The organism is Pseudomonas sp. GL_139_B (assembly GCF_057834475.1).
In genome coordinates this window covers 3,358,430-3,378,306 of record NZ_CM174403.1, presented here as the reverse complement: position 1 = coordinate 3,378,306, position 19,877 = coordinate 3,358,430, and the positions used below count along the sequence as shown (strand labels likewise).

At 58.1% G+C, this 19,877-nt stretch carries 9 protein-coding genes; 1 reads left to right on the top strand and 8 read right to left on the bottom strand.

From position 1 onward, the window contains the following. Positions 1-34 precede the first annotated feature (34 nt). Positions 35-10,873, top strand: a complete 10,839-nt coding sequence (locus tag AC3ISI_RS15290) for a peroxidase family protein (protein ID WP_489332672.1) — start codon at positions 35-37, stop codon at positions 10,871-10,873. Positions 10,874-11,160: 287 nt separating this feature from the next. On the opposite strand, the gene AC3ISI_RS15285 is transcribed toward AC3ISI_RS15290, so the two are convergent. The 8 genes from AC3ISI_RS15285 to AC3ISI_RS15250 all read right to left on the bottom strand — a co-directional run bounded on the left by AC3ISI_RS15285 (position 11,161) and on the right by AC3ISI_RS15250 (position 19,392). Further along, positions 11,161-12,864: an arylsulfatase gene (locus tag AC3ISI_RS15285; RefSeq protein ID WP_489332671.1), complete on the bottom strand. Its 1,704-nt coding sequence runs from the start codon at positions 12,862-12,864 to the stop codon at positions 11,161-11,163. A gap of 265 nt (positions 12,865-13,129) precedes the next feature. Further along, positions 13,130-14,038, bottom strand: coding sequence for a MurR/RpiR family transcriptional regulator (locus AC3ISI_RS15280; RefSeq protein ID WP_489332670.1), 909 nt, complete (start codon positions 14,036-14,038; stop codon positions 13,130-13,132). 127 nt (positions 14,039-14,165) lie between these two features. After that, positions 14,166-14,930, bottom strand: coding sequence for an ABC transporter ATP-binding protein (locus tag AC3ISI_RS15275; RefSeq protein ID WP_489332669.1), 765 nt, complete (start codon positions 14,928-14,930; stop codon positions 14,166-14,168). 18 nt (positions 14,931-14,948) lie between these two features. Further along, positions 14,949-16,061 (bottom strand): succinylglutamate desuccinylase/aspartoacylase family protein, encoded by a 1,113-nt coding sequence (locus AC3ISI_RS15270; protein WP_489332668.1) that lies wholly within the window; start codon positions 16,059-16,061, stop codon positions 14,949-14,951. A gap of 9 nt (positions 16,062-16,070) precedes the next feature. Then, entirely contained in the window at positions 16,071-16,769 is a 699-nt protein-coding gene (locus AC3ISI_RS15265) for an ABC transporter permease (protein ID WP_489332667.1), read from the bottom strand. 12 nt (positions 16,770-16,781) lie between these two features. After that, positions 16,782-17,471 carry an ABC transporter permease gene (locus tag AC3ISI_RS15260; RefSeq protein WP_489332666.1) on the bottom strand — a complete coding sequence of 230 codons (690 nt, stop codon included), beginning with the start codon at positions 17,469-17,471 and terminating at the stop codon, positions 16,782-16,784. A gap of 91 nt (positions 17,472-17,562) precedes the next feature. Then, complete coding sequence (locus AC3ISI_RS15255) at positions 17,563-18,339, bottom strand: ABC transporter substrate-binding protein (protein ID WP_489332665.1); 777 nt, start codon at positions 18,337-18,339, stop codon at positions 17,563-17,565. A gap of 609 nt (positions 18,340-18,948) precedes the next feature. Then, complete coding sequence (locus AC3ISI_RS15250) at positions 18,949-19,392, bottom strand: TM2 domain-containing protein (protein WP_489332664.1); 444 nt, start codon at positions 19,390-19,392, stop codon at positions 18,949-18,951. Positions 19,393-19,877 lie beyond the last annotated feature (485 nt).

The following is a 19,877-nucleotide window of genomic DNA, read 5'->3' as shown; positions in this document are numbered from 1 at the left end:
GTGCCTTTCTCCATATAGATCGAGGGCAATCGAAATGGCTAATTTCAACAAGGCAGACCTGGAGTTCATCCTCAAGCAAATCTTCATCGCAGAAGCGCATGCCCATGGTGCGAGCCTGAGTGATTTGCTACCCAATAGTCAGGTGCCATTCGGCTTGCGTACCGTGGATGGCAGCTTCAACAATCTGGTCGCCGGGCAAAGCGAGTTTGGTGCTGCGGACAATTCCTTCTTGCGCTTGCTTGATCCCCAGTATCGAAACGCGGCTTACGCAGGGGCTGGCTCGGTGTCCGACCCGCAGCCACGGATTATCAGTAACCTGATCGTCGACCAGACCGCCAAAAACCCTGCTGCCTATGCCACGGCTTACGACCCGGGGCCGGACGGCGTGCTCGACTATGGTGCGGCGGGTAATGACGACGTGCTCAAGGATGGCATACAGATAGTTGCCAGCCCCGGTCTGGATGGTGTATTCGGCACGGGTGATGACAAGGACGTGTTCTTCATCCCCAACGTGTCGGCGGACGTCGGTCTGACCGCTGGCTTCAACTCGTGGATGACCTTCTTTGGCCAATTCTTTGACCACGGCCTCGATCTGGTCACCAAGAGCAGTACCGATGTGGTGTTTATTCCGCTGCAGCCGGACGATCCGTTGTACGACCTGGAAAGTCCGACCAACTTCATGGTGCTATCACGTGCAGTGCGCACTGCCGGCGCGGACGGCGAAATCGGTACTGCTGATGATGGCCAGATCAACACCACCTCGCCATTCGTTGACCAGAGCCAAACCTACAGCTCCCACCCCTCGCATCAGGTGTTCTTGCGTGAGTACGTCATCAATGCGGCAGGTGACCCTATTGCAACGGGGCGTTTGATTACCAACCGCGATCTCGGCGCTGATGGCAAGTTCGGCACTGCCGATGATGGCAGCGGCGAAAATGGCGGCATGGCGACCTGGGCCGTGGTCAAGGCCCAGGCCCGTGACATTCTCGGCATCAACCTGACCGACGCCGATGTGCATAGCGTGCCGCTGCTGGCAACCGATGCGTATGGCAACTTCATTCGTGGGGCGAGTGGCATGCCACAGGTGGTGATGCGTGTCAGTAACGGTGCTGACGGTATTGCCGGCACGGCTGATGACGTCACTCAACTGGTTGAAGGCAACCGGGATGCTCCGATCAGCCTGGCCAATGCCGTGAGCGCCGGGCATGGCTTCCTCGATGACATCGCCCACAACGCCAATCCAACCGCAGGGTTGACGGCTGACGCCGATCTCGTCATCAGCACCGATCCCCTGGCGGCGGGTACCTACGACAACGAATTGCTCGACGCGCACTACATTGCCGGCGATGGCCGGGCGAACGAGAACATCGGCCTGACTACCGTGCACCATGTGTTCCACTCCGAACACAACCGCCTGGTCGAGCAAACCAAGGAAACCATCCTGACCTCCGGTGACCTGGCCTTCCTCAATGAGTGGCTGATAGACGACGTGACCGCGATACCCACTACGCCCGCTGAAATCGCAGCGTTGGTGTGGGACGGAGAACGCCTGTTCCAGGCTGCCAAATTCGGCACCGAAATGCAGTATCAGCACCTGGTGTTCGAGGAGTTTGCGCGGACCGTTCAGCCGCAGGTCGACGAATTCCTGGCCCCCAACGGGTATGACACCTCGATCAACCCGGCCATCCTCGCCGAGTTCGCCCACGTGGTGTATCGCTTTGGTCACTCGATGTTGACCGAGACCGTCGATCGCTTCGACCCCGAGTTCAACCCGCTCCTCACTGATCCGAACAACCCGGACTCGCAACTCGGCCTGATCGCAGCCTTCCTCAACCCGCTGGCGTTTGCCGGTAGCGGAGATACTGCGGACGAAGCGGCAGGAGCGATCATTCGCGGTGCGACCCGCCAGCTCGGCAACGAGATCGACGAGTTCGTCACCGAAGCGTTGCGCAACAACCTGCTCGGTCTGCCGCTCGATTTGCCGGCGCTGAACCTGGCACGCGGTCGTGACACCGGTATCCCTACGTTGAATGAGGCGCGCCGTGAGTTCTACGCATCAACTGGCGACAGTCAACTGAAGCCGTACATAAGTTGGGTTGACTTGGCGGAAAACCTCAAACACCCCGAGTCGTTGATCAACTTCATCGCGGCCTTCGGTACTCACGCAGCATTGACTGCGGCAGATGTGGACACGCTGGCCGAGATGCGTGCGGTCGCCGCTGCGCTGGTGTTTGGCGGCAGCGCGGTGATCAATGCCGGCACCGACAGTGAGCGTACCTTTACCGCCGATACTGCGGATCGCCTGGCATTCCTTAACAGTTCGGGCATCTACGCCATGGTCAATGGTGTCACCACCACCGGTGTGGACGACATCGACTTCTGGGTCGGCGGCCTCGCCGAGGAGAAGATGCCTTTCGGCGGCATGCTCGGCTCCACGTTCAACTTCGTGTTTGAAACCCAGCTGGAGGCATTGCAGAACGGTGACCGCTTCTATTACCTCTCGCGTACCGCAGGGCTGAACTTCGGCACTGAGTTGGAGAACAACTCCTTTGCCAAGCTGATGATGCTCAACACCGATGTCACCCACCTGTCGAACACTGTGTTCCTGACGCCGACGTTTACCCTCGAAGTGAATCAGGACAATCAGTTCACAGGCCTTGGCTCTGACGGCAAAGCCGATCCGACTGGCGGCCTCATGATCGACGGTCGGGAAGTCGTGGCGCTGGTGATCCGCGACAACCCCGACACCGTAGGTCCGGACAGTAATTATCTGCATTACACCGGTGAAGACCATGTCGTCCTGGGCGGTACCGCCGGCAATGACATTATTATTTCCGGTGATGGCGATGACACCGTTTACGGCGACGAAGGCAACGACCGTCTTGAAGGCGGCGCCGGGAACGATGCGGTGCTTGGCGGCGCGGGCGATGACATCATCACCGACTCGTTCGGCGACAACCGTCTGGAAGGTAATGCCGGTAACGATGTGATCGTGGCCGGTAGCATGGGTGTTGCAGGCAACCTGATCCTGGGGGGCGATGGCCAGGACTTCATCGTCACCACGGAAGACATCACCACGACCTTCGGCGGTCGGGGGGACGATTTTATCCTTGGTGCCAAGACCAACTTGCCACCGACCGGCAACGAAGGTGATGACTGGATCGAAAAAGGCACACAGGACGGTGCGCCTGGCGATAACGCTGCGCCGTTGCTCACTGACGATGTGCTCGGCAACGACATCTTTGTCGGTGGTGGTGGCTTCGACGAAATGATTGGCGAGGGGGGCGATGACATCTTTGTCGGCAGCGATGCCCAGGACAAGATGGACGGCATGTCCGGTTTCGACTGGGTGACCTACAAAAATGACAAGTTCGGGGTGACCGCTGACCTGTCCCTGGCGGCGCTGGCGCAACCACACGGCAACGCGCCCAACCAGAACGCTGGGGTGTTCAATCCGGTCGGTGCTTCGCCGGCCTCGATTCTCGACCGTTTTGCCGAGGTCGAAGGCTTGTCCGGTTCGAACTTCGCCGACGTGCTCAAAGGCGATGATGTGGATGCGGACACCATCATCAACCACGGCGGTGCCACAGGCAGTGCGCTGACCAATGTGGCGTTGATTCGTGGGCTGGCGCAATTTCTGTCCGACGCCGGTTTACCGACCACTGGTTTTGCCACGGGCAACATCATCCTCGGTGGCAATGGCAGCGACCTGATCGAGGGCCGCGGTGGCGATGATCTGATCGATGGCGACAAATGGATCAACGTCAGAATTGCCGTTTATGCGCCTGGCGACGTCAACCATACAGGTCCCGAGATCGCCAGCTTCGACAGCATGGTCGATATGATCCCGTACATGCTGGAACGCACGTATAACCCGGGTCAGCTCAAGGCTGTGCGGGAAATCATGCCCGGCACCTCGACGGGCGGGGCGGCCTTTGACACCGCCATTTTCTCCGGGAATCAGGAAGACTATGACGTTATTCATGACACCCGCGGAACGGACGATTTGGCGGACGATGTCTATACGGTGGTAGATTCCGTCGTTGGTCGCGACGGCACCGATACCCTGCTGCATATCGAACGCCTGCAGTTCGCCGATTCCCAGGTTGTGCTGGTGCCAGGGCTGAATAAAGAACCGACTGGCAGTCCGACCATCACGGATGGAAACGGCCAAGATATCACGGTGGGCGACACACTGACTGTCAGCGTGACCGGGGTGCGTGATGGCGACAACATCAACATCGCGGCGGGTAATCCGCTGGGTACGCTCAACAACTCATCGGTGTCCTACTACTGGCAGTTCGAGGCCGATCCAAACAGCGGCGTATTCGAGGACATCATCCTGTTGCCGGCCGGCGACCTGGCATTCCAAAGTGCCGACGGCACCACGTTCAAAGTCTCTCCTGATCTTGTCGGATTGTCATTGCGCGTCAAGGCGATCTACCAGGACGCTCATGGCACGACGGAAGTGGTGTTCTCGCAGCCGACTACTGTGGTAGCTCCCGGCGCAACGGTGGTGCCAACGGCGCAGGTACCTGTCGTCGACGCCACCGCGGGTGGCGAGGGCCTGCACATGGTCCGCTCCGACCTCAACTTCATTCTTGATCAGATCAAGATTGCCGAGGCTGAAGCAGACGGTCAGAACATCCTCTCGCTGATCCCGAATATCCGCGCGCCGTTGGGCCTGCGTGCGGTCGATGGGTCGAACAACAACCTGCTGAACCTGAACGGCCACAACAACACCCAATATGGTGCCGCCGATAACGTCTTTCCGCGCTTGACCGATCCGGTCTTCAATCCAGCGGAATTGGGAACAACGTATGCGAGCAATGGCGGCCTTGTGATTGACTCGCAGCCGCGCACCATCAGTAATCTGATCGTTGACCAGACGGCGAATAACCCGGCGGCTTATGCCACGGCTTACGACCCGGGTGCGGACGGCGTGCTCAACTTCGGCGAAGTGGGTGAGGATAATGACGACGTGCTCAAGGATGGCGTACGGATAGTCGCCAGCCCAGGTCTGGATGGTCAGTTCGGCACCGGCGACGACCACGATGTGTATCTGTTCGAGAACACCACGGCGGATGCGGGCTTGTCCGCACCGTTCAACGCCTGGATGACGTTCTTCGGGCAGTTCTTCGATCACGGTCTGGACCTGGTCACCAAAGGCGGCTCGGGCACCATCTTCATCCCGCTCAAACCGGATGATCCGTTGTATGTGCCAGGCGGCAACACCAACTTCATGGTGCTGACCCGCGCGACCAACCTGCCAGGGGCGGATGGCGTTCTTGGCACGGTCGACGACATCCATGAGCAAACCAACACCACGACGCCGTTCGTGGACCAAAACCAGACCTACAGCTCGCACCCCTCGCATCAGGTGTTCCTGCGCGGTTATGTCATGACCGACGACGGCCCCATCGCGACGGGTAGGCTGATCACTAACGTTGACCTGGGGTTGGATGGCAAGTATGGCAGCGGCGACGACACCGAAATCGGTGGCATGGCGACCTGGAAAGTGGTCAAGGCGCAAGCCAACGACATCCTGGGTATCCACCTGACCGATGCCGACGTCGATAACGCCCCGCTGTTGGCGACTGATGCCTATGGCAATTTCATCAAGGGGCCGAACGGCTTCCCGATGGTCGTGATGAAAGGGGATGACGGTATTGGCGGCACGGCGGATGACGTCCTGGTCGAAGGCAATCCGGATGCCCCGATCAGCCTGACCAATGCCGTGCGTACCGGTCACCAGTTCCTGGTCGATATCAACAACAATGCCGTGCCGGTAATCGTCGACGGGGTTCTGCAGGCGGATACTGATACTGATGTCGGCAATGCCCAGCCAATGGGCCCAGGCGGCAACAACCTGACCTATGACAACGAACTGCTCGACGCGCACTACATCGCTGGTGACGGCCGGGTCAACGAGAACATCGGCCTGACCGCGGTGCATGCGATCTTCCACGCCGAGCACAATCGGCTGGTCGCGCAGACCAAGGACACGGTGCTCGATTCGCATGACGTGGCCTTCCTCAACGAGTGGCTGATCAATCCGGTCACCACGTTGCCCGTCAGCCAGGCTGAGATCGATGCGCTGGTGTGGAATGGCGAGCGCTTGTTCCAGGCGGCCAAGTTCGGCACCGAGATGCAGTATCAGCACCTGGTGTTCGAGGAATTTGCGCGGACCATCCAGCCAAGAGTCGACCTGTTCTTCGCACCGACCCAGGTCTATGACGTCGACCTCGATGCCTCGATCGTCGCCGAGTTTGCCCACACCGTGTACCGATTTGGCCACTCGATGCTGACCGAGACTGTCGATCGTTACGACGTCGATTTCAACGCGATTGGTGATCCGAACAGTGCTGATCCCGATCAGCAACTGGGCTTGATCGCGGCGTTCCTCAACCCGTTGGCGTATGCCGCCAGTGGGGTGACACCAGAGGATGCGACCAGTGCGATCATCCGTGGGGTGACTCGCCAGGCCGGTAACGAAATCGACGAGTTCGTCACCGAGGCGCTGCGCAATAACCTGCTCGGACTGCCGCTGGACCTGCCGGCGATCAACATCGCCCGTGGCCGCGACGTCGGGATTCCTTCACTCAATGCGATCCGCCGCGACATCTACAGCCAAACCGGCGATACCCAACTCAAGCCGTACAGCAGCTGGGTTGACCTGGTGCAGCACCTCAAACATCCGGAGTCGTTGATCAACTTCATCGCGGCCTATGGCACGCATGACACGATCACCGCGGCGACCACGCTGGAAGGCAAACGCGCGGCTGCCATGGCGCTGGTGTTCGGTGGAACCGGTGCGCCGGCTGACCGCCTGGACTTCCTCAACAGCACCGGTGAGTTTGCCAACGTAACGCTGAACGGCAAGGATGGGCAGCCGGGTACTGCCGACGACCTGAAGGGTGTGACCGTCACGGGTGTCGATGCCATCGACCTCTGGATCGGTGGCCTGGCCGAAGAGAAAACTCCGTTCGGCGGCATGCTCGGCTCGACCTTCAACTTCGTGTTCGAGAACCAGCTGGAAAAACTGCAGGACGGCGACCGCTTCTACTACCTGGAACGTACCGCTGGCCTGTCGATGAATGCCGAACTTGAAAGCAACTCGTTCGCCAAGCTGATCATGGCCAACACCTCGGCCACCCACTTGCCGGGCCTGGTGTTCTCGGACCCAGGGTTCTATCTGGAAAGGGACCAGAGCAAGCAGTTCAACGATGGTCTGGGCCACGCCGATCCGCTTGGCGCACACGGCGAGCAAGTGGTGTTCCGCGACAACCCGCTGACGGCGGGGCCGGACGCCAATTACATCAAGTACACGGGTGACGAGCACATCGTGCTGGGCGGCACCAATGGTGTAGACATCCTCGTCGCGGGTGGTGGCGATGACACGGTCTGGGGTGATGCCGGCAACGATCGCATCGAAGGCGGTAATGGCAACGACCAACTGCGCGGTGGCGCTGGAGACGACATCATCACCGACCTGGGTGGCGACGATAATATCCAGGGTGGCGATGGCAACGACGTACTCCACGGAGGCAACGGCGTCAACCTGATCATTGGCGGGTTTGGCAACGACTTCATCGTCACTGGTGAGGACGCTTCCGAGGCCATTGGTGGCCAGGGCAACGACTTTATCCTGGGCAGCAAGGCCAACGAGCAGGACATGGGTAACGAAGGCGATGACTGGATCGAGAAGGGCACGTCCGACGGTGCACCTGGCGACAACTTCGACCCGCTCGGCAACGATCCGGTGATCGGCAACGATGTGTTCATTGGCGGTAACGAGAACGATAAGTTCAACGGCGAAGGCGGCGACGACATCATGGTCGGCAGTCTCGGCTTTGGTGACCGTTATATCGGCGGTTCCGGCTATGACTGGGCGACCTTCAAGGGGCTGGCCCAGGGCGTGAGCATCGATTACAGCGACCGCTTTTTCGATGTGCCACCGGTGCCAGGTTCAGGTGCGTCGGCGCTGGTGCGATTCGACATCATGGAAGGTCTGTCGGGTTCGGCGCACGGTGACTTCTTGCGTGGTGATAACGAAGATTCCACTTCGCTACCCACCGCGGGTGCAACCGGCAGTGTGCTGACCAACATCAACTTGATCAACGGCCTGGCGGATCTGCTGCCAGCTGGAGCGACGTTCTTCGACGGCGGCAACATCATCCTCGGGGGTAGCGGCAGCGACCTGATCGAAGGTCGCGGTGGTGACGACATCATCGATGGTGACAAGTGGCTGAACGTGCGCATCAGCGTACGGGCGAATATTGATGGCACGGGTCCGGAAATCGCCTCGTTCGACAGCATGGAACCGATGGTGCCGCTGATGCTGAACGGTACTTACAACCCAGGCCAGTTGGTCATCGTGCGGGAAATTTTGACCGGCAATAACAGCTTCGACACCGCGGTGTTCTCCGGTCTTTCCACGGACTACAACGTCGTTGTCGATGGCGACACGGTTATTGTGACCGACTCGGTGGCGGGGCGTGATGGTGTCGATCGGTTGACTGGCATCGAGCGTCTGCAGTTCTCTGATGTTTCGCAGGCGTCCGGAGTTGGCACCGCCGTAAACAACGACCCATCAGGGCATCTGGCGATCCTTGATGCTGGCACCGGTTTGCGTGACGATACGCCGATCGCCGGCCAGTTGCTGCGCGTCTCCGATCGGGCGGTACACGACGCGGACAACGCCAGTCTGCTCAATCCGACCGGTGCGGTTACCGGTGGGGTGGCTTACTACTGGCAGGTCGAAAACCTTCCTGGCTCGGGCGTCTTTGAAGACATCACCTTTGTCGCCGCCGGCGAGGTATCGCGGGCGATCGGCACCACCTATCGGGTGGCGGACGATGTCGCAGGTCTGAACATCCGCGTCCGGGCCGTGTATCAGGATGCCAAGGGCACGCTGGAAATCGTCGACTCGTCGGCGAACAGTGCACCGACTGCAGGGCCGACCGTAACCGGGCTTTTGGTGCAGAACCAGGTATTGACCGCTGATCCGTCGACCATCATCGACGTTGATGGTCTGAGCAATCCGCAGTTCACCTACCAGTGGCAGGCGACCAACGGGGTCAGCTTCGTCAACATCGCCGGAGCCACCGGTAGCACGTTCACGCTGGGGCAGGATCAGGTCGGCGATCAGGTGCGCGTGGTGGTCAGTTACGTGGATGACTTCGGTGTGGCCGAAAGCGTAGCGTCCCCCGCCTCGGACCCGGTGGCCAACGTCAACGATGCACCCACAGGTGCGTTGCTGATCAGCGATACGACACCGGATCAAGGCCAGGTGCTGACTGCGCTAACGGGCGGGATTGCCGATGCGGATGGGTTGGGCACATTCAGCTTCCAATGGCAGCAAGGTACCGGCGCTACCTTCACTAACATCAACGGCGCGACCGCTGCGACCTTCACCCCTGGTGTGGCGCAGGTCAATCAGCAACTGCGGGTGATCGTGCGGTACACCGATGGCTTCGGTGCACTGGAGTCGGTGACCTCTGCGGCAACGACGGCGGTTGCGGTATTCGCTGGCGTAGTGCTGACGGGTAATGCCGGGGCGAACACCCTGACCGGCAACGTGGGTAACGATGTGCTGTCTGGTTTGGGCGGAAACGATGTGCTCAATGGCCTGGCCGGTAATGATCAGCTGTTTGGTGGCACTGGCAACGACACACTCAACGGCGGAGACGACAACGACATCCTCAATGGTGAGGACGGCACCGACACCCTCAACGGCGGGCTCGGCGCGGATACCATGAACGGTGGTGCCGGCAACGACACCTTTGTGGTCGACAACGTCGGCGACATTGTTATCGAAGCGCTGAATGGTGGTACCGATCTGGTGCAAACCACGCTGACAACCTTCGTGCTGGGTGCCAACGTCGAGAACCTGACCTTTACAGGTGCCGGTAACTTCACCGGTACCGGTAATGCGCTGGCCAACACCATCACTGGCGGGGTGGGTAACGACTTCCTCGATGGCGGTGCAGGTAATGACCGAATGGTGGGTGGGGCCGGAAATGATACCTACGTCGTCAACGCAGCTGGGGACGAGGTGGTCGAGGTGAATGGTGGCGGTACGGATACCGTGCAGACGTCGCTGGCCAGCTACACGCTGGGCGCTAATGTCGAGAACCTGACCTACACCGGCGTCGGCAGCTTCACTGGCAACGGCAACGGGTTGAACAACGTCATCACCTCTGGAGGGGGTAATGACACCCTCAATGGTGGCGGCGGCGACGACATCCTCACCGGTAATGGCGGTAATGACACGCTCAATGGCGACGCCGGTAATGACCAACTGTTGGGCGGTCTTGGCACGGATACCCTAAATGGCGGCGCTGGCGATGACAGCCTTGACGGCGGAGAGGGGAACGATGCATTGATTGGTGGAACAGGCAACGACACGCTGCTCGGCGGGCTGGGTAATGACAGCCTGGATGGTGGTGCCGGTACCGATCTGCTGGAGGGAGGCGATGGCAGCGACACGCTGCTCGGTGGTGCGGGTAACGACACCTTGTTGGGTGGAATCGGCAATGACTCTATCGATGGCGGTGCTGGCAACGATACGGTCACTGGCGGTGCCGGCAACGACACGATGTTTGCCAACGATGGCAACGATGTCTTTGTGTTCGCAGCGGGCTTCGGGGTCGATCGGATCAACAACTTCGATGCCATCGCGGGGGGAGGCCAGGATCGGCTCGATATTTCCGCATTCAACATCACGGCGGCGACCTTTGCCGGTAGCGTAAACATCGCTGATGTCGGTGCGGATACCTTGATCAGCTTCGCAGGAGCTGACTCCATCCGCCTGGTAGGTGTGGCCGACGCAACAACCGTGACTGCCACGGACTTCATTCTGGCCAGTTGAGGTCCTGGTCAGTACTGTCGCAGGGAGCGCGGATAACGGAGGGGAGGGCAATGGATGCCCTCCCTTTTTTTGTCTGGCCGTTCGTTTTTTTTGGGGGGGGAGGCAGGCAATGAAGTTTTCGCAGCCCTTGGAGTTAGAAGGGTGTTGTTGTGTTCGCTAAAGAGTATTCATGCTGGACATTTATCGTCGTATACGACGCCTCGCGTGACTAAGCGGTTAACCACCGACTTCTTGAGCGATGTAGCGGAGCAAGAAATCGGTGGTTATATCACGCTCACCCCCGCGCGCTATTCGCCGGCATGACTCGACGCTCTGGAGGCTGCCATTTCCGCCATGATACCGTCGAGGTTGTAGGTTTCAGGTGCTTGCAAGGGTGGGAACTCTTTATACGTTGCGAGTTCTTTCATCCACAGCAACTGACCAAGGGGCAGCATATTCCAGTCATAGATATAAGCTGTGGCAGGTGCAGCAAGTGCCCCGGCGTAACCGGCGATGGATTTAGGATCGTCCAGCCCACCCGCAATCTCAAACGGATCGCGCTTGATATTGTCAACCATGGTCCAGGAGTAACTTACAGCTCCTTTCATAGCCCCCGTAGGATCGGTTGGCACCATCGTGTAGTACATCTTCCAGTTTTTGTAGCGCACCGCCGAAGGTTTCGCGCCGGTGTAATAGAAGAAGATCTCGCGCGCGGACTTATCACTCTTGCCTGTCAAATAGTCAACTTGATTGACGCCATCAAGTGTGGTCTTGACGATGCCAGGGTACTTGCCACCTTCTATCTGTGTTTTCAGGTCATTCCCCTTCGGACCACCGGCTATATCGACCAGGGTTGGCACCCAGTCCAGGGATGAAAACATCTGACTCCTGACGGTGCCCGGCTTGATATGTCCTGGCCAACGTACAACCATCGGTGCACGCATACCGCCTTCCCAAGTTGTCAGCTTGCCACCTTTGAAGGGGGTGACGCCGCCGTCAGGATAGGTAATGACTTCAGCGCCGTTGTCAGTGGTAAACACAATAAGGGTGTTTTCCAGTTGCCCCATGTCTTCAAGTTTCTTGATGACATACCCGATATTGTCATCCATTTGCTTCATCCCAGCTTCATTGACGCCCCAATCCTTGCCACCTTGGGTGCCTACCATGGCCAGATACTTGTCAGACAGCACGGTAGTGATGTGCATGCGTGCAGGGTTGTACCAAACGAAGAACGGCTTGCCCGTTTTTTTAGGGTCGTTGCGGTCGAGGAAATCAATGACGTGTGTAGAGATTTCCTCATCGACGGTTTTTGACCGGTCCAGGGTCAACGGGCCTTCATCCTTACACTTCTGATTCTGCTGTGTCCCGTCGGAGGATGCACAGGCAAGCACTGGTCGAGGCGGTGTCAGGCAGTTCGCGACCCTGGGGTCGACAGACCCTGGAACCTCGGGAACCCCGGGCAGCGGTTCATTTTTGCAGGGCGGTGCAATGACTTGTTCAGTAGGCGACTTGTTGATATCGGGAAAACTCACTCCTTGCATCGCATCCAAGTGATAGAGGTAGCCCCAAAACTCTTGAAAACCATGGGCAGTTGGCAGTGCTGCCGGATGATCTCCCAAGTGGTTCTTGCCGAACTCACCCGTGGTATAGCCTAAATCGTAGAGGAATTTGGCCAGTGCTGGCGTGCCGGGCCGCAGATAGGAGGGACTGCCTGGTAGTTGTGGCGGGATCATGCCTGTGCGCAGAGGATGCATGCCAGTGAAGAATGCGTTGCGTCCAGCAGTGCAACTTTGCTCGGCCAAATAGTCCATATAGATCGATCCTTCATTAGCAATACGATCTATATTGGGTGTTTCGCCGACCATCAAGCCTCGGTGATAGACACTAGGCTGCATCCATCCAATATCGTCTCCCATGATGAAGACTATATTCGGTTTGGAAGTATCAGCGACGGCAGCTCCACTTAGCAAAGGCGCGAAAACCAGGGTCAATGTCAATAAGGTTGTTTTCATGGTTGCTCTCCAAGTTGTACAGCAACCCCCCAAGGCCGTTGAGTCTAGTTCAAGACTTCAAAACCGTGGCGCAGGACGGGAGTATCGCGACTCAGTGGTCGAAATCTGTAGAAAACAGGGTGTTTACTGAGCGCTTGAGTGGCGAGCGGACACTTGGTTTTTGGCCACTGAAGTTTTGAACCGTGGCCGTCTCAATGCGGGCTTGTTACCCATCTTGCTGGGCAGCAGGACCGGCAGCAATGAAATTGGCGGCACGCCGGGCCTATCATTTTTTCGCGGGTTTACCGCTGGCAGGGATGTGCAGGTACGACATCACGCTTTCAGTCAGTTCGGTGGCCAGTTTCACCGCTTCTTTATTGCGCGCCATCACGCCGGCGACCAAGCCTTCGATCAAGGCCAGCACGGCGATGTTGGAACTGGTCAGCACCGGATGATCGCACGGCGCAAACAGCGTGTGCTCGGCGATACCCGTGAGTGGTGAGGCGGGCGAGTCAGTAATGGCCAACACCGAGGCGCCACGTTCATGGGCGAAGCGCGCCAGTTGCAGGGTGTCTAGGGAATAGCGCGGCAGGGAGATCGCCAGCAACACGTCCTGATCAGTGATCGCGGCCAGTCGGTACGCGGCATTTTCGTTGCCACCCTCCATGCTGATGGCCGTGGCGTCGGCACAGAAGGGCATCAGGGTCGAGGCGGCAAGACCGGCGAAGTAAACACTGTTGCCGAACCCCAGGATGTAGATTTTGCGGGCTGTGGTCAGGCGCGTGACGAACGCTTCAAAGGTGTCGGCGTGGTTGTTGCTCGTCGCCGTAGTCAGGTTGCTGCTGGCACTCTGGAGTTGTTCCTGCAGGCCGAACGAGCCGCCCGGACGATGGGCCAGTTCGTTGCGCAGTTTGTCGACCGGCGACACCATCTGCTGCAACGTTGCGACCAGCTCGGCCTTCATGCCGCTGTAGCCACCGAGGTCCAGCGCTTTGGCCAGTCGGTTGACGGCAGCGGGTGAGGTCAATGTTTCGTGAGCCATCTCCTCGATGGTCAGCGTCGCGGCTTTGAGCGGGTGACGCAGGATAAAGTCCGCCACCTTGCGCAGTGACGGCGGCAGTTCGGAAACGATTTCCGTCAGTTTTCGCATGACCGGCGCGGCATAGACCGTGGTGTCTTTCGATGGGGTGGGCATATCCGGCTCAACAATTCCTGAAGGTAAGAGAAGGGCTGTGCCTGATGCCCTGACAAGGTTGGCTGGAGTGTATCCGAAGCCAACCTTGTCAGGGCATCGCCGAGCAGTGGGTGGGTAGGCGGCGGTCTTACTTCAAGCTCCCGGACAGAAACTGCTGGAGGCGCTCGGACTGCGGATTGACGAGCACCTCACGCGGGTCGCCGCGCTCTTCGACAACGCCCTTGTGCAGGAACACCAGTTGATTTGACACCTCGCGGGCAAAGCCCATTTCGTGAGTCACCACCACCATGGTCCGGCCTTCCTGCGCCAGATCCTGCATGACCTTCAGCACTTCGCCGACCAGTTCGGGGTCGAGCGCCGACGTCGGCTCATCAAACAGCATCACTTGCGGTTCCATCGCCAGTGCGCGGGCAATGGCCACGCGCTGCTGCTCGCCACCGGACATATGCGCCGGCCAGGCGTTCATGCGGTGCGCCACACCAACTTTGTTCAGGTAGTGCTCGGCCTTTTCCCGTGCCTCTTTCTTGCCCAGGCCCTGCACATGCACCGGGGCTTCCATGACGTTTTCCAGAGCGCTCATGTGTGACCAGAGGTTGAAGTGTTGAAACACCATCGATAGCTGCGAACGCATGCGTTGCAACTGCTTGGGTTCGGCCGCCTTCAGCCCGCCAAGTTTGTTGGTCACCAGCTTGAGCGGTTCGCCATTGAGCACGATATTGCCCGCATTGGGTTGCTCCAGCAGGTTGATGCAGCGCAGGAAGGTACTTTTGCCAGAGCCGCTGGAACCGATGATGCTGATCACGTCACCGGCCTGTGCTTGCAGGGACACGCCCTTGAGCACCTGGTGTGCGCCGTAACTTTTATGCAGGTCCTGAACTTCAAGTTTGTACATGGTTTGAACTCTCTGGAATCAGTCGCTGAGCAAGCGACCCTGGCGAATGGGGGTAGAACCGGCCACTTTGGCCAGCCACAATCCGGGCTGGGCAAAGCGCAGCCGTTCGCGGGCATAGAGAATGCCGTCGGTGCTGGCGCGCACCACGCTATGGCGGTCGGTCAGCGGGTCGATGACCTCGAACAGCGGATCGCCGACCTTGACCTGCGCGCCCAACGGTTGCAGAAAACTCACCACACCCGGATGGGGCGCACAGGCGTACTGCGCGCCGGCGAATGGCACGGCCTGGCATTGGCTCGGCGGTGCCGCAGGCCAGTCACCGCTGATCAGGCCTTGATCGGCGAGATAGCCGAGAATGGCGTGCGCACTGTCGACGCACTGCTCGCGTTCGGTGTCTGCCATGCCCCGCAATTCGATGGTGGTCGCTGCGCATGCCAGGGGAATATTGGCTTCAGGAAACCGCTCCGCCAGGCGTAACCAGGCAATGGCACAGGCTTCGTCGAAGGCACTGCCGCCCGCATCTTCGGCCAATAACGTGACCCCGGCGCCGAGGCGCGCTGCCAGTGACTGCAGGCGTGACCAGTGTTGCGGCATCGCATACAACAACATGATCGATTCGAAATCGCAGTGCAGGTCCAGCACCAGGTCAGCGTCACAGGCATGCTGCAGCAACAGGCGGCGCAGGCCGTCGAGTTCCGAGGTCGGTGCTGGCATGGCGGCGAGGGCATCACCCATGGCGCGGCGGATGAGGGCGATGTTGGCATCGGCATCGTCTCCCAATTGGCCTTTCAGTAGCGGCGCAACCGCATCGACCAACTCCGGGAAGTCGCGATTGAAGTTCTTGCCGCTGGAGAACTCGAAGCGCCCCTGATGGGTGGCCTGAAACATCTGGGCGATCCCGATCGGGTTGGCCATGGGCACCAACTCGATTACCCCGGTCAGGCGGCCTTGTGCTTCCAGTTCCAGCAGGCGTTGCTTGAGTTCCACGGCGACACGCATGCCCGGCAATTCGTCGGCATGCAATGACGCCTGGATGTACGCTTTGCGCGGTCCACTGCCAAAACGAAACAGGGTCAGCGTGCGTTCGGTGCCCGATGCACTCCACGGCAAGCGGTATTGAATGTGCTCCATAGCAACTCCTTAGTGCTTGCGCGGTGCCAGATACGCCAGCCAGCGGCGCTCGGCCAACTTGAACAGACGCACCAGAATGAAAGTCAGGACGAGGTAGATGAGGCCGGCGGTGATAAACGCCTCGAACGGCAAATAGAACCGTGAGCTGACAGTCCGCGCGGCACCGGTGATGTCGACGAGGGTGACGATGGAAGCCAGGCTGGTGGTTTGCAGCATCATCAGCACTTCATTGCTGTACTGCGGCAAAGCGCGGCGCAAGGCCGACGGCAGGAGAATGCGCCGATACAGGGTCAGGCGTGACATGCCCATGGCCCTGGCGGCTTCGATTTCACCATGGGGCGTAGATTTCAAACTGCCGGCCAGCAGCTCTGCGCTATAGGCACTGGTGTTGATCGCGAAGGCCAGGCAGGCGCAAAAGGTGGCGCTGGAGAGGTAAGGCCAGAGCACGCTTTGGCGCACGGCTTCGAACTGCGCCAGGCCGTAATAGATCAGAAACAATTGCACCAGCATCGGCGTGCCGCGAATCACGTAGGTATAGAGCCAGGCGGGGAAGTTGATCAACGGCGATCGCGACACCCGCATCAGTGCCAGTGGAATCGCCAATACCAAACCCAGGGCCAGGGAAATGAGCAGGACTTTGAGGGTCAACAAGGCGCCATTGAAGTACAGCGGCAGGTTTTCCCAGATCAGGTTGTAGTCGAGAATCATGGATGGTTCCCCTCACAATTCGGCGGTTTTGATGCCGACCGAGTAGTGTTTTTCCAGATAGCGCAGCACCAGCAAGGACAGGCTGGTGAGCATCAGGTACAGCGCTGCCACCGCGAGGAAAAACGTGAAGGGCTCGTGTGTGGCATCCGCTGCGTTCTTGGCTTTGAACATCATGTCCTGCAAGCCGATCACCGAGATCAGCGCAGTGGATTTGGTCAGGACCAGCCAATTGTTGGTGAACCCGGGAATGGCGAAACGAATCATCTGCGGCACCAGAATTCGCCAGAACACCTGCGCACCGCCCATGCCATAGGCCACGCCAGCCTCGGCCTGACCTTTGGGGATTGCCAAGAAGGCGCCGCGAAAGGTTTCCGAGAGGTAGGCGCCAAAAATGAAGCCCATGGTGCAGACACCGGCGATAAAGGGGTTGATATCGATATAGCGGGTGTAACCGAGTGCCAGGGCCATGCGGTTCACCAGATCCTGGCCGCCGTAGAAGATCAGCAGGATCAGCACCAGGTCTGGAATGCCGCGAATCAGGGTGGTGTAACTTTCCCCGAGCAGGGCCAGCCATTTGAGCGGTGACAGGCGAAATGCCGCGCCGATCAGCCCCAGGGCAATCGCCAGGGACATGGACGTCAAGGCCAGGTTTATGGTCAGCCAGGCGCCATCGAGAATGCTCGATCCGTAGCCGTGGAGCATGATGAAGTTCCTCTAGCGAGCGCCGCGAGGCGCGCAAGACAAGCCCCAAGTGACGCCTGCAACGGGCCGGCGCCAGGGCTATGGGTAGGGCTTACTCGCCGTAGATATCGAACGCGAAGTACTTGGCCATCACTTGCTGGTACTTGCCGTTGGCGCGAATGGCGTCAATCGCGGCACTCAAGCGCGCAACGTTGGCACTGTCGCCTTTTCGCACGGCGATCCCGGCGCCTCGACCAAAGTATTTCGGGTCATTGATATCAGGCCCTGTCAGTGCGAAGCCCTGGCCGGCGGGTGTCTTGATAAAGCTCTCATCGGTGTTGACGATGTCGGCGAGGGTGGCGTCCAGACGGCCCGAGGCCAGGTCGAGGAAAGCTTCATTCTGTGATCCGTAACGCACCACGACGACACCGGCTTTTTCCAGTTGCTCGGTGGCAAAACGATCGTAAGTCGAGGAGCGTTGCACGCCGACTTTTTTGTCCTTGAGGTCCACCAACGGGTCGTTGATCACGTTGCCGGCCTTCATCGCGAACTTGCCCGGTGTGTGGTAGTACTTTTTGCTGAAGTCCACGGACTTCATTCGGTCTTCGGTGATCGACATCGACGACAGCACGGCATCGATCTTGCGCACTTTGAGTGACGGGATCATGCCGTCGAACTCCTGAATGACCCACTCGCACTTGACCTTCATTTCTTCGCACAAGGCGTTGCCGATGTCGTAATCGAAGCCGCTGACTTTGCCCTCGGGTGTTTTGAAGGAGAAGGGCGGGTAGGCGGCCTCGATACCGATACGCAGGCTGTCTTCGTCGGCCTGTGCCAGGAAGCTGAAAGCGCAAAGCGCCAGAGCACCTAGAAGTTCTGTCTTGTTCATATTGTTGACTCCTTGGAGGGCATTCGGGGGAAACGGGTGCCCGCCATCCGGGTTGGCGCGGTGGATCAGTCCTGTGATCGGCGAGGCTATAAATGACACAAAAAAAATCCATCTGCAACATTAATGAAAAAAAACGTATCAATCCCGGGCGTGACAAAGCGCACCAATGCCCGATCGGTGCAGGCACTGGTGACTGGTTCTGCGGGGGATCACAATGATTGTTCCGGAGGGGGGGATGACCGCTTTTTGGCAGTTCATGATCGTCCCCGCCACGATCTAGGCGATCAGAAGATTAGGCAATCGCAGGCGTTTTCACACACCCCTGGACCCATTGCTGACGTTCAAATCAGTCTACGAAAACCAGGTGATTCAGCTCACGCTATCCGTTGTTGTATGCGCTAGTTCTGGTGACATTTTTGCTCTTTACTGCTTTCCGAAAAAGGTAGTTTTGACTTTAAAAAACAGGAAATATCCCGAAAATAAAAGGTTTTTCTTTGTAGTTAAAGTGGTAAAAATCTGAAGAAAAAACACCCGCCTTGGCGGGTGTTAATTATGTAAGCTGAGTTTATTCCATGCGCTGGCATTTTCATGCAAGTGTTATTTCACGGATTAGAACCAGCCTTTTTTTCCGACAACATAAGTTTGCTCAAAGTCCTCTTCGGACTTAGTCAAATAAATAATAAATTCAACAAATGCTATGATCCCGATAATGAAGGAAGGAATGCCGAGCAAAATCCATCCAAACAGGAAGACCAGCAGCATGATCACTGCCTGAGAGGTGTAGCCCAGATAAAACTTGTGGGCTCCAAATGCGCCGAGAAAGAATGCGAGCAATAAGGCGGGTATCTTTTTAGAGTTTCCGGTCAGCGACACACTCTCCAGATAAATCGCCTCAGCCGCTCCATTCTCAGCGGAGAAGTCCACACGGCTACCCGCTTTAGGTAGAATTGTGCTTTTCCACTGTGCGACGGAAAATGTGTAACGGTTACCATCATCGCCTGAGATGACACCACTACGGCTCGTTGAATCAAACTCGAGAACCTTGCCTTTCATTTACCACTCCCTATGAAATTTCACACCGCATTCAGTGTTTTTTTGAAGTGAATCTCAATAGAACTTGAGCATGCCACTAGCGTGAGTCGGACATGGAACGCACTACGGTATACACGTCAAATGAAGCTACTAAACGCATCTGCCACAGCGCGAGCGCCGCGACTTAGCGGTATGGCCTAGTAGCAGAAAAATGATTAATGTGCCCGCAACTGCATAACCTTTAGTACAAAAAAATGATTGAAACATGCCGATGATGGCATTTCAATAGCATCTAAGTTTTTTTTGAGCGAGGGTATGTTGGCAATGTGAGATGTTCTCCGCCACCTCACCAAAGCTCATGCGAAAACACACAGGATCAGCTTCCTCATGTAGGTATTCATAGTAATGCCATTTTTTTGTTGAGCCAGAAGGGTTGAGCAGCAGGGAAGGGAGTAGGTCAGAGTTGAGGATCGGAAGACCTTCATGGTGATTTTTTCAGCGTGGCC

Bases quoted from the DNA above. Each gene is read 5' to 3' on its own strand.
- AC3ISI_RS15290 (WP_489332672.1), top strand. From the start codon at position 35: ATGGCTAATTTCAACAAGGCAGACCTGGAGTTCATCCTCAAGCAAATC.
- AC3ISI_RS15285 (WP_489332671.1), bottom strand. From the start codon at position 12,864: ATGAAAACAACCTTATTGACATTGACCCTGGTTTTCGCGCCTTTGCTA.
- AC3ISI_RS15280 (WP_489332670.1), bottom strand. From the start codon at position 14,038: ATGCCCACCCCATCGAAAGACACCACGGTCTATGCCGCGCCGGTCATG.
- AC3ISI_RS15275 (WP_489332669.1), bottom strand. From the start codon at position 14,930: ATGTACAAACTTGAAGTTCAGGACCTGCATAAAAGTTACGGCGCACAC.
- AC3ISI_RS15270 (WP_489332668.1), bottom strand. From the start codon at position 16,061: ATGGAGCACATTCAATACCGCTTGCCGTGGAGTGCATCGGGCACCGAA.
- AC3ISI_RS15265 (WP_489332667.1), bottom strand. From the start codon at position 16,769: ATGATTCTCGACTACAACCTGATCTGGGAAAACCTGCCGCTGTACTTC.
- AC3ISI_RS15260 (WP_489332666.1), bottom strand. From the start codon at position 17,471: ATGCTCCACGGCTACGGATCGAGCATTCTCGATGGCGCCTGGCTGACC.
- AC3ISI_RS15255 (WP_489332665.1), bottom strand. From the start codon at position 18,339: ATGAACAAGACAGAACTTCTAGGTGCTCTGGCGCTTTGCGCTTTCAGC.
- AC3ISI_RS15250 (WP_489332664.1), bottom strand. From the start codon at position 19,392: ATGAAAGGCAAGGTTCTCGAGTTTGATTCAACGAGCCGTAGTGGTGTC.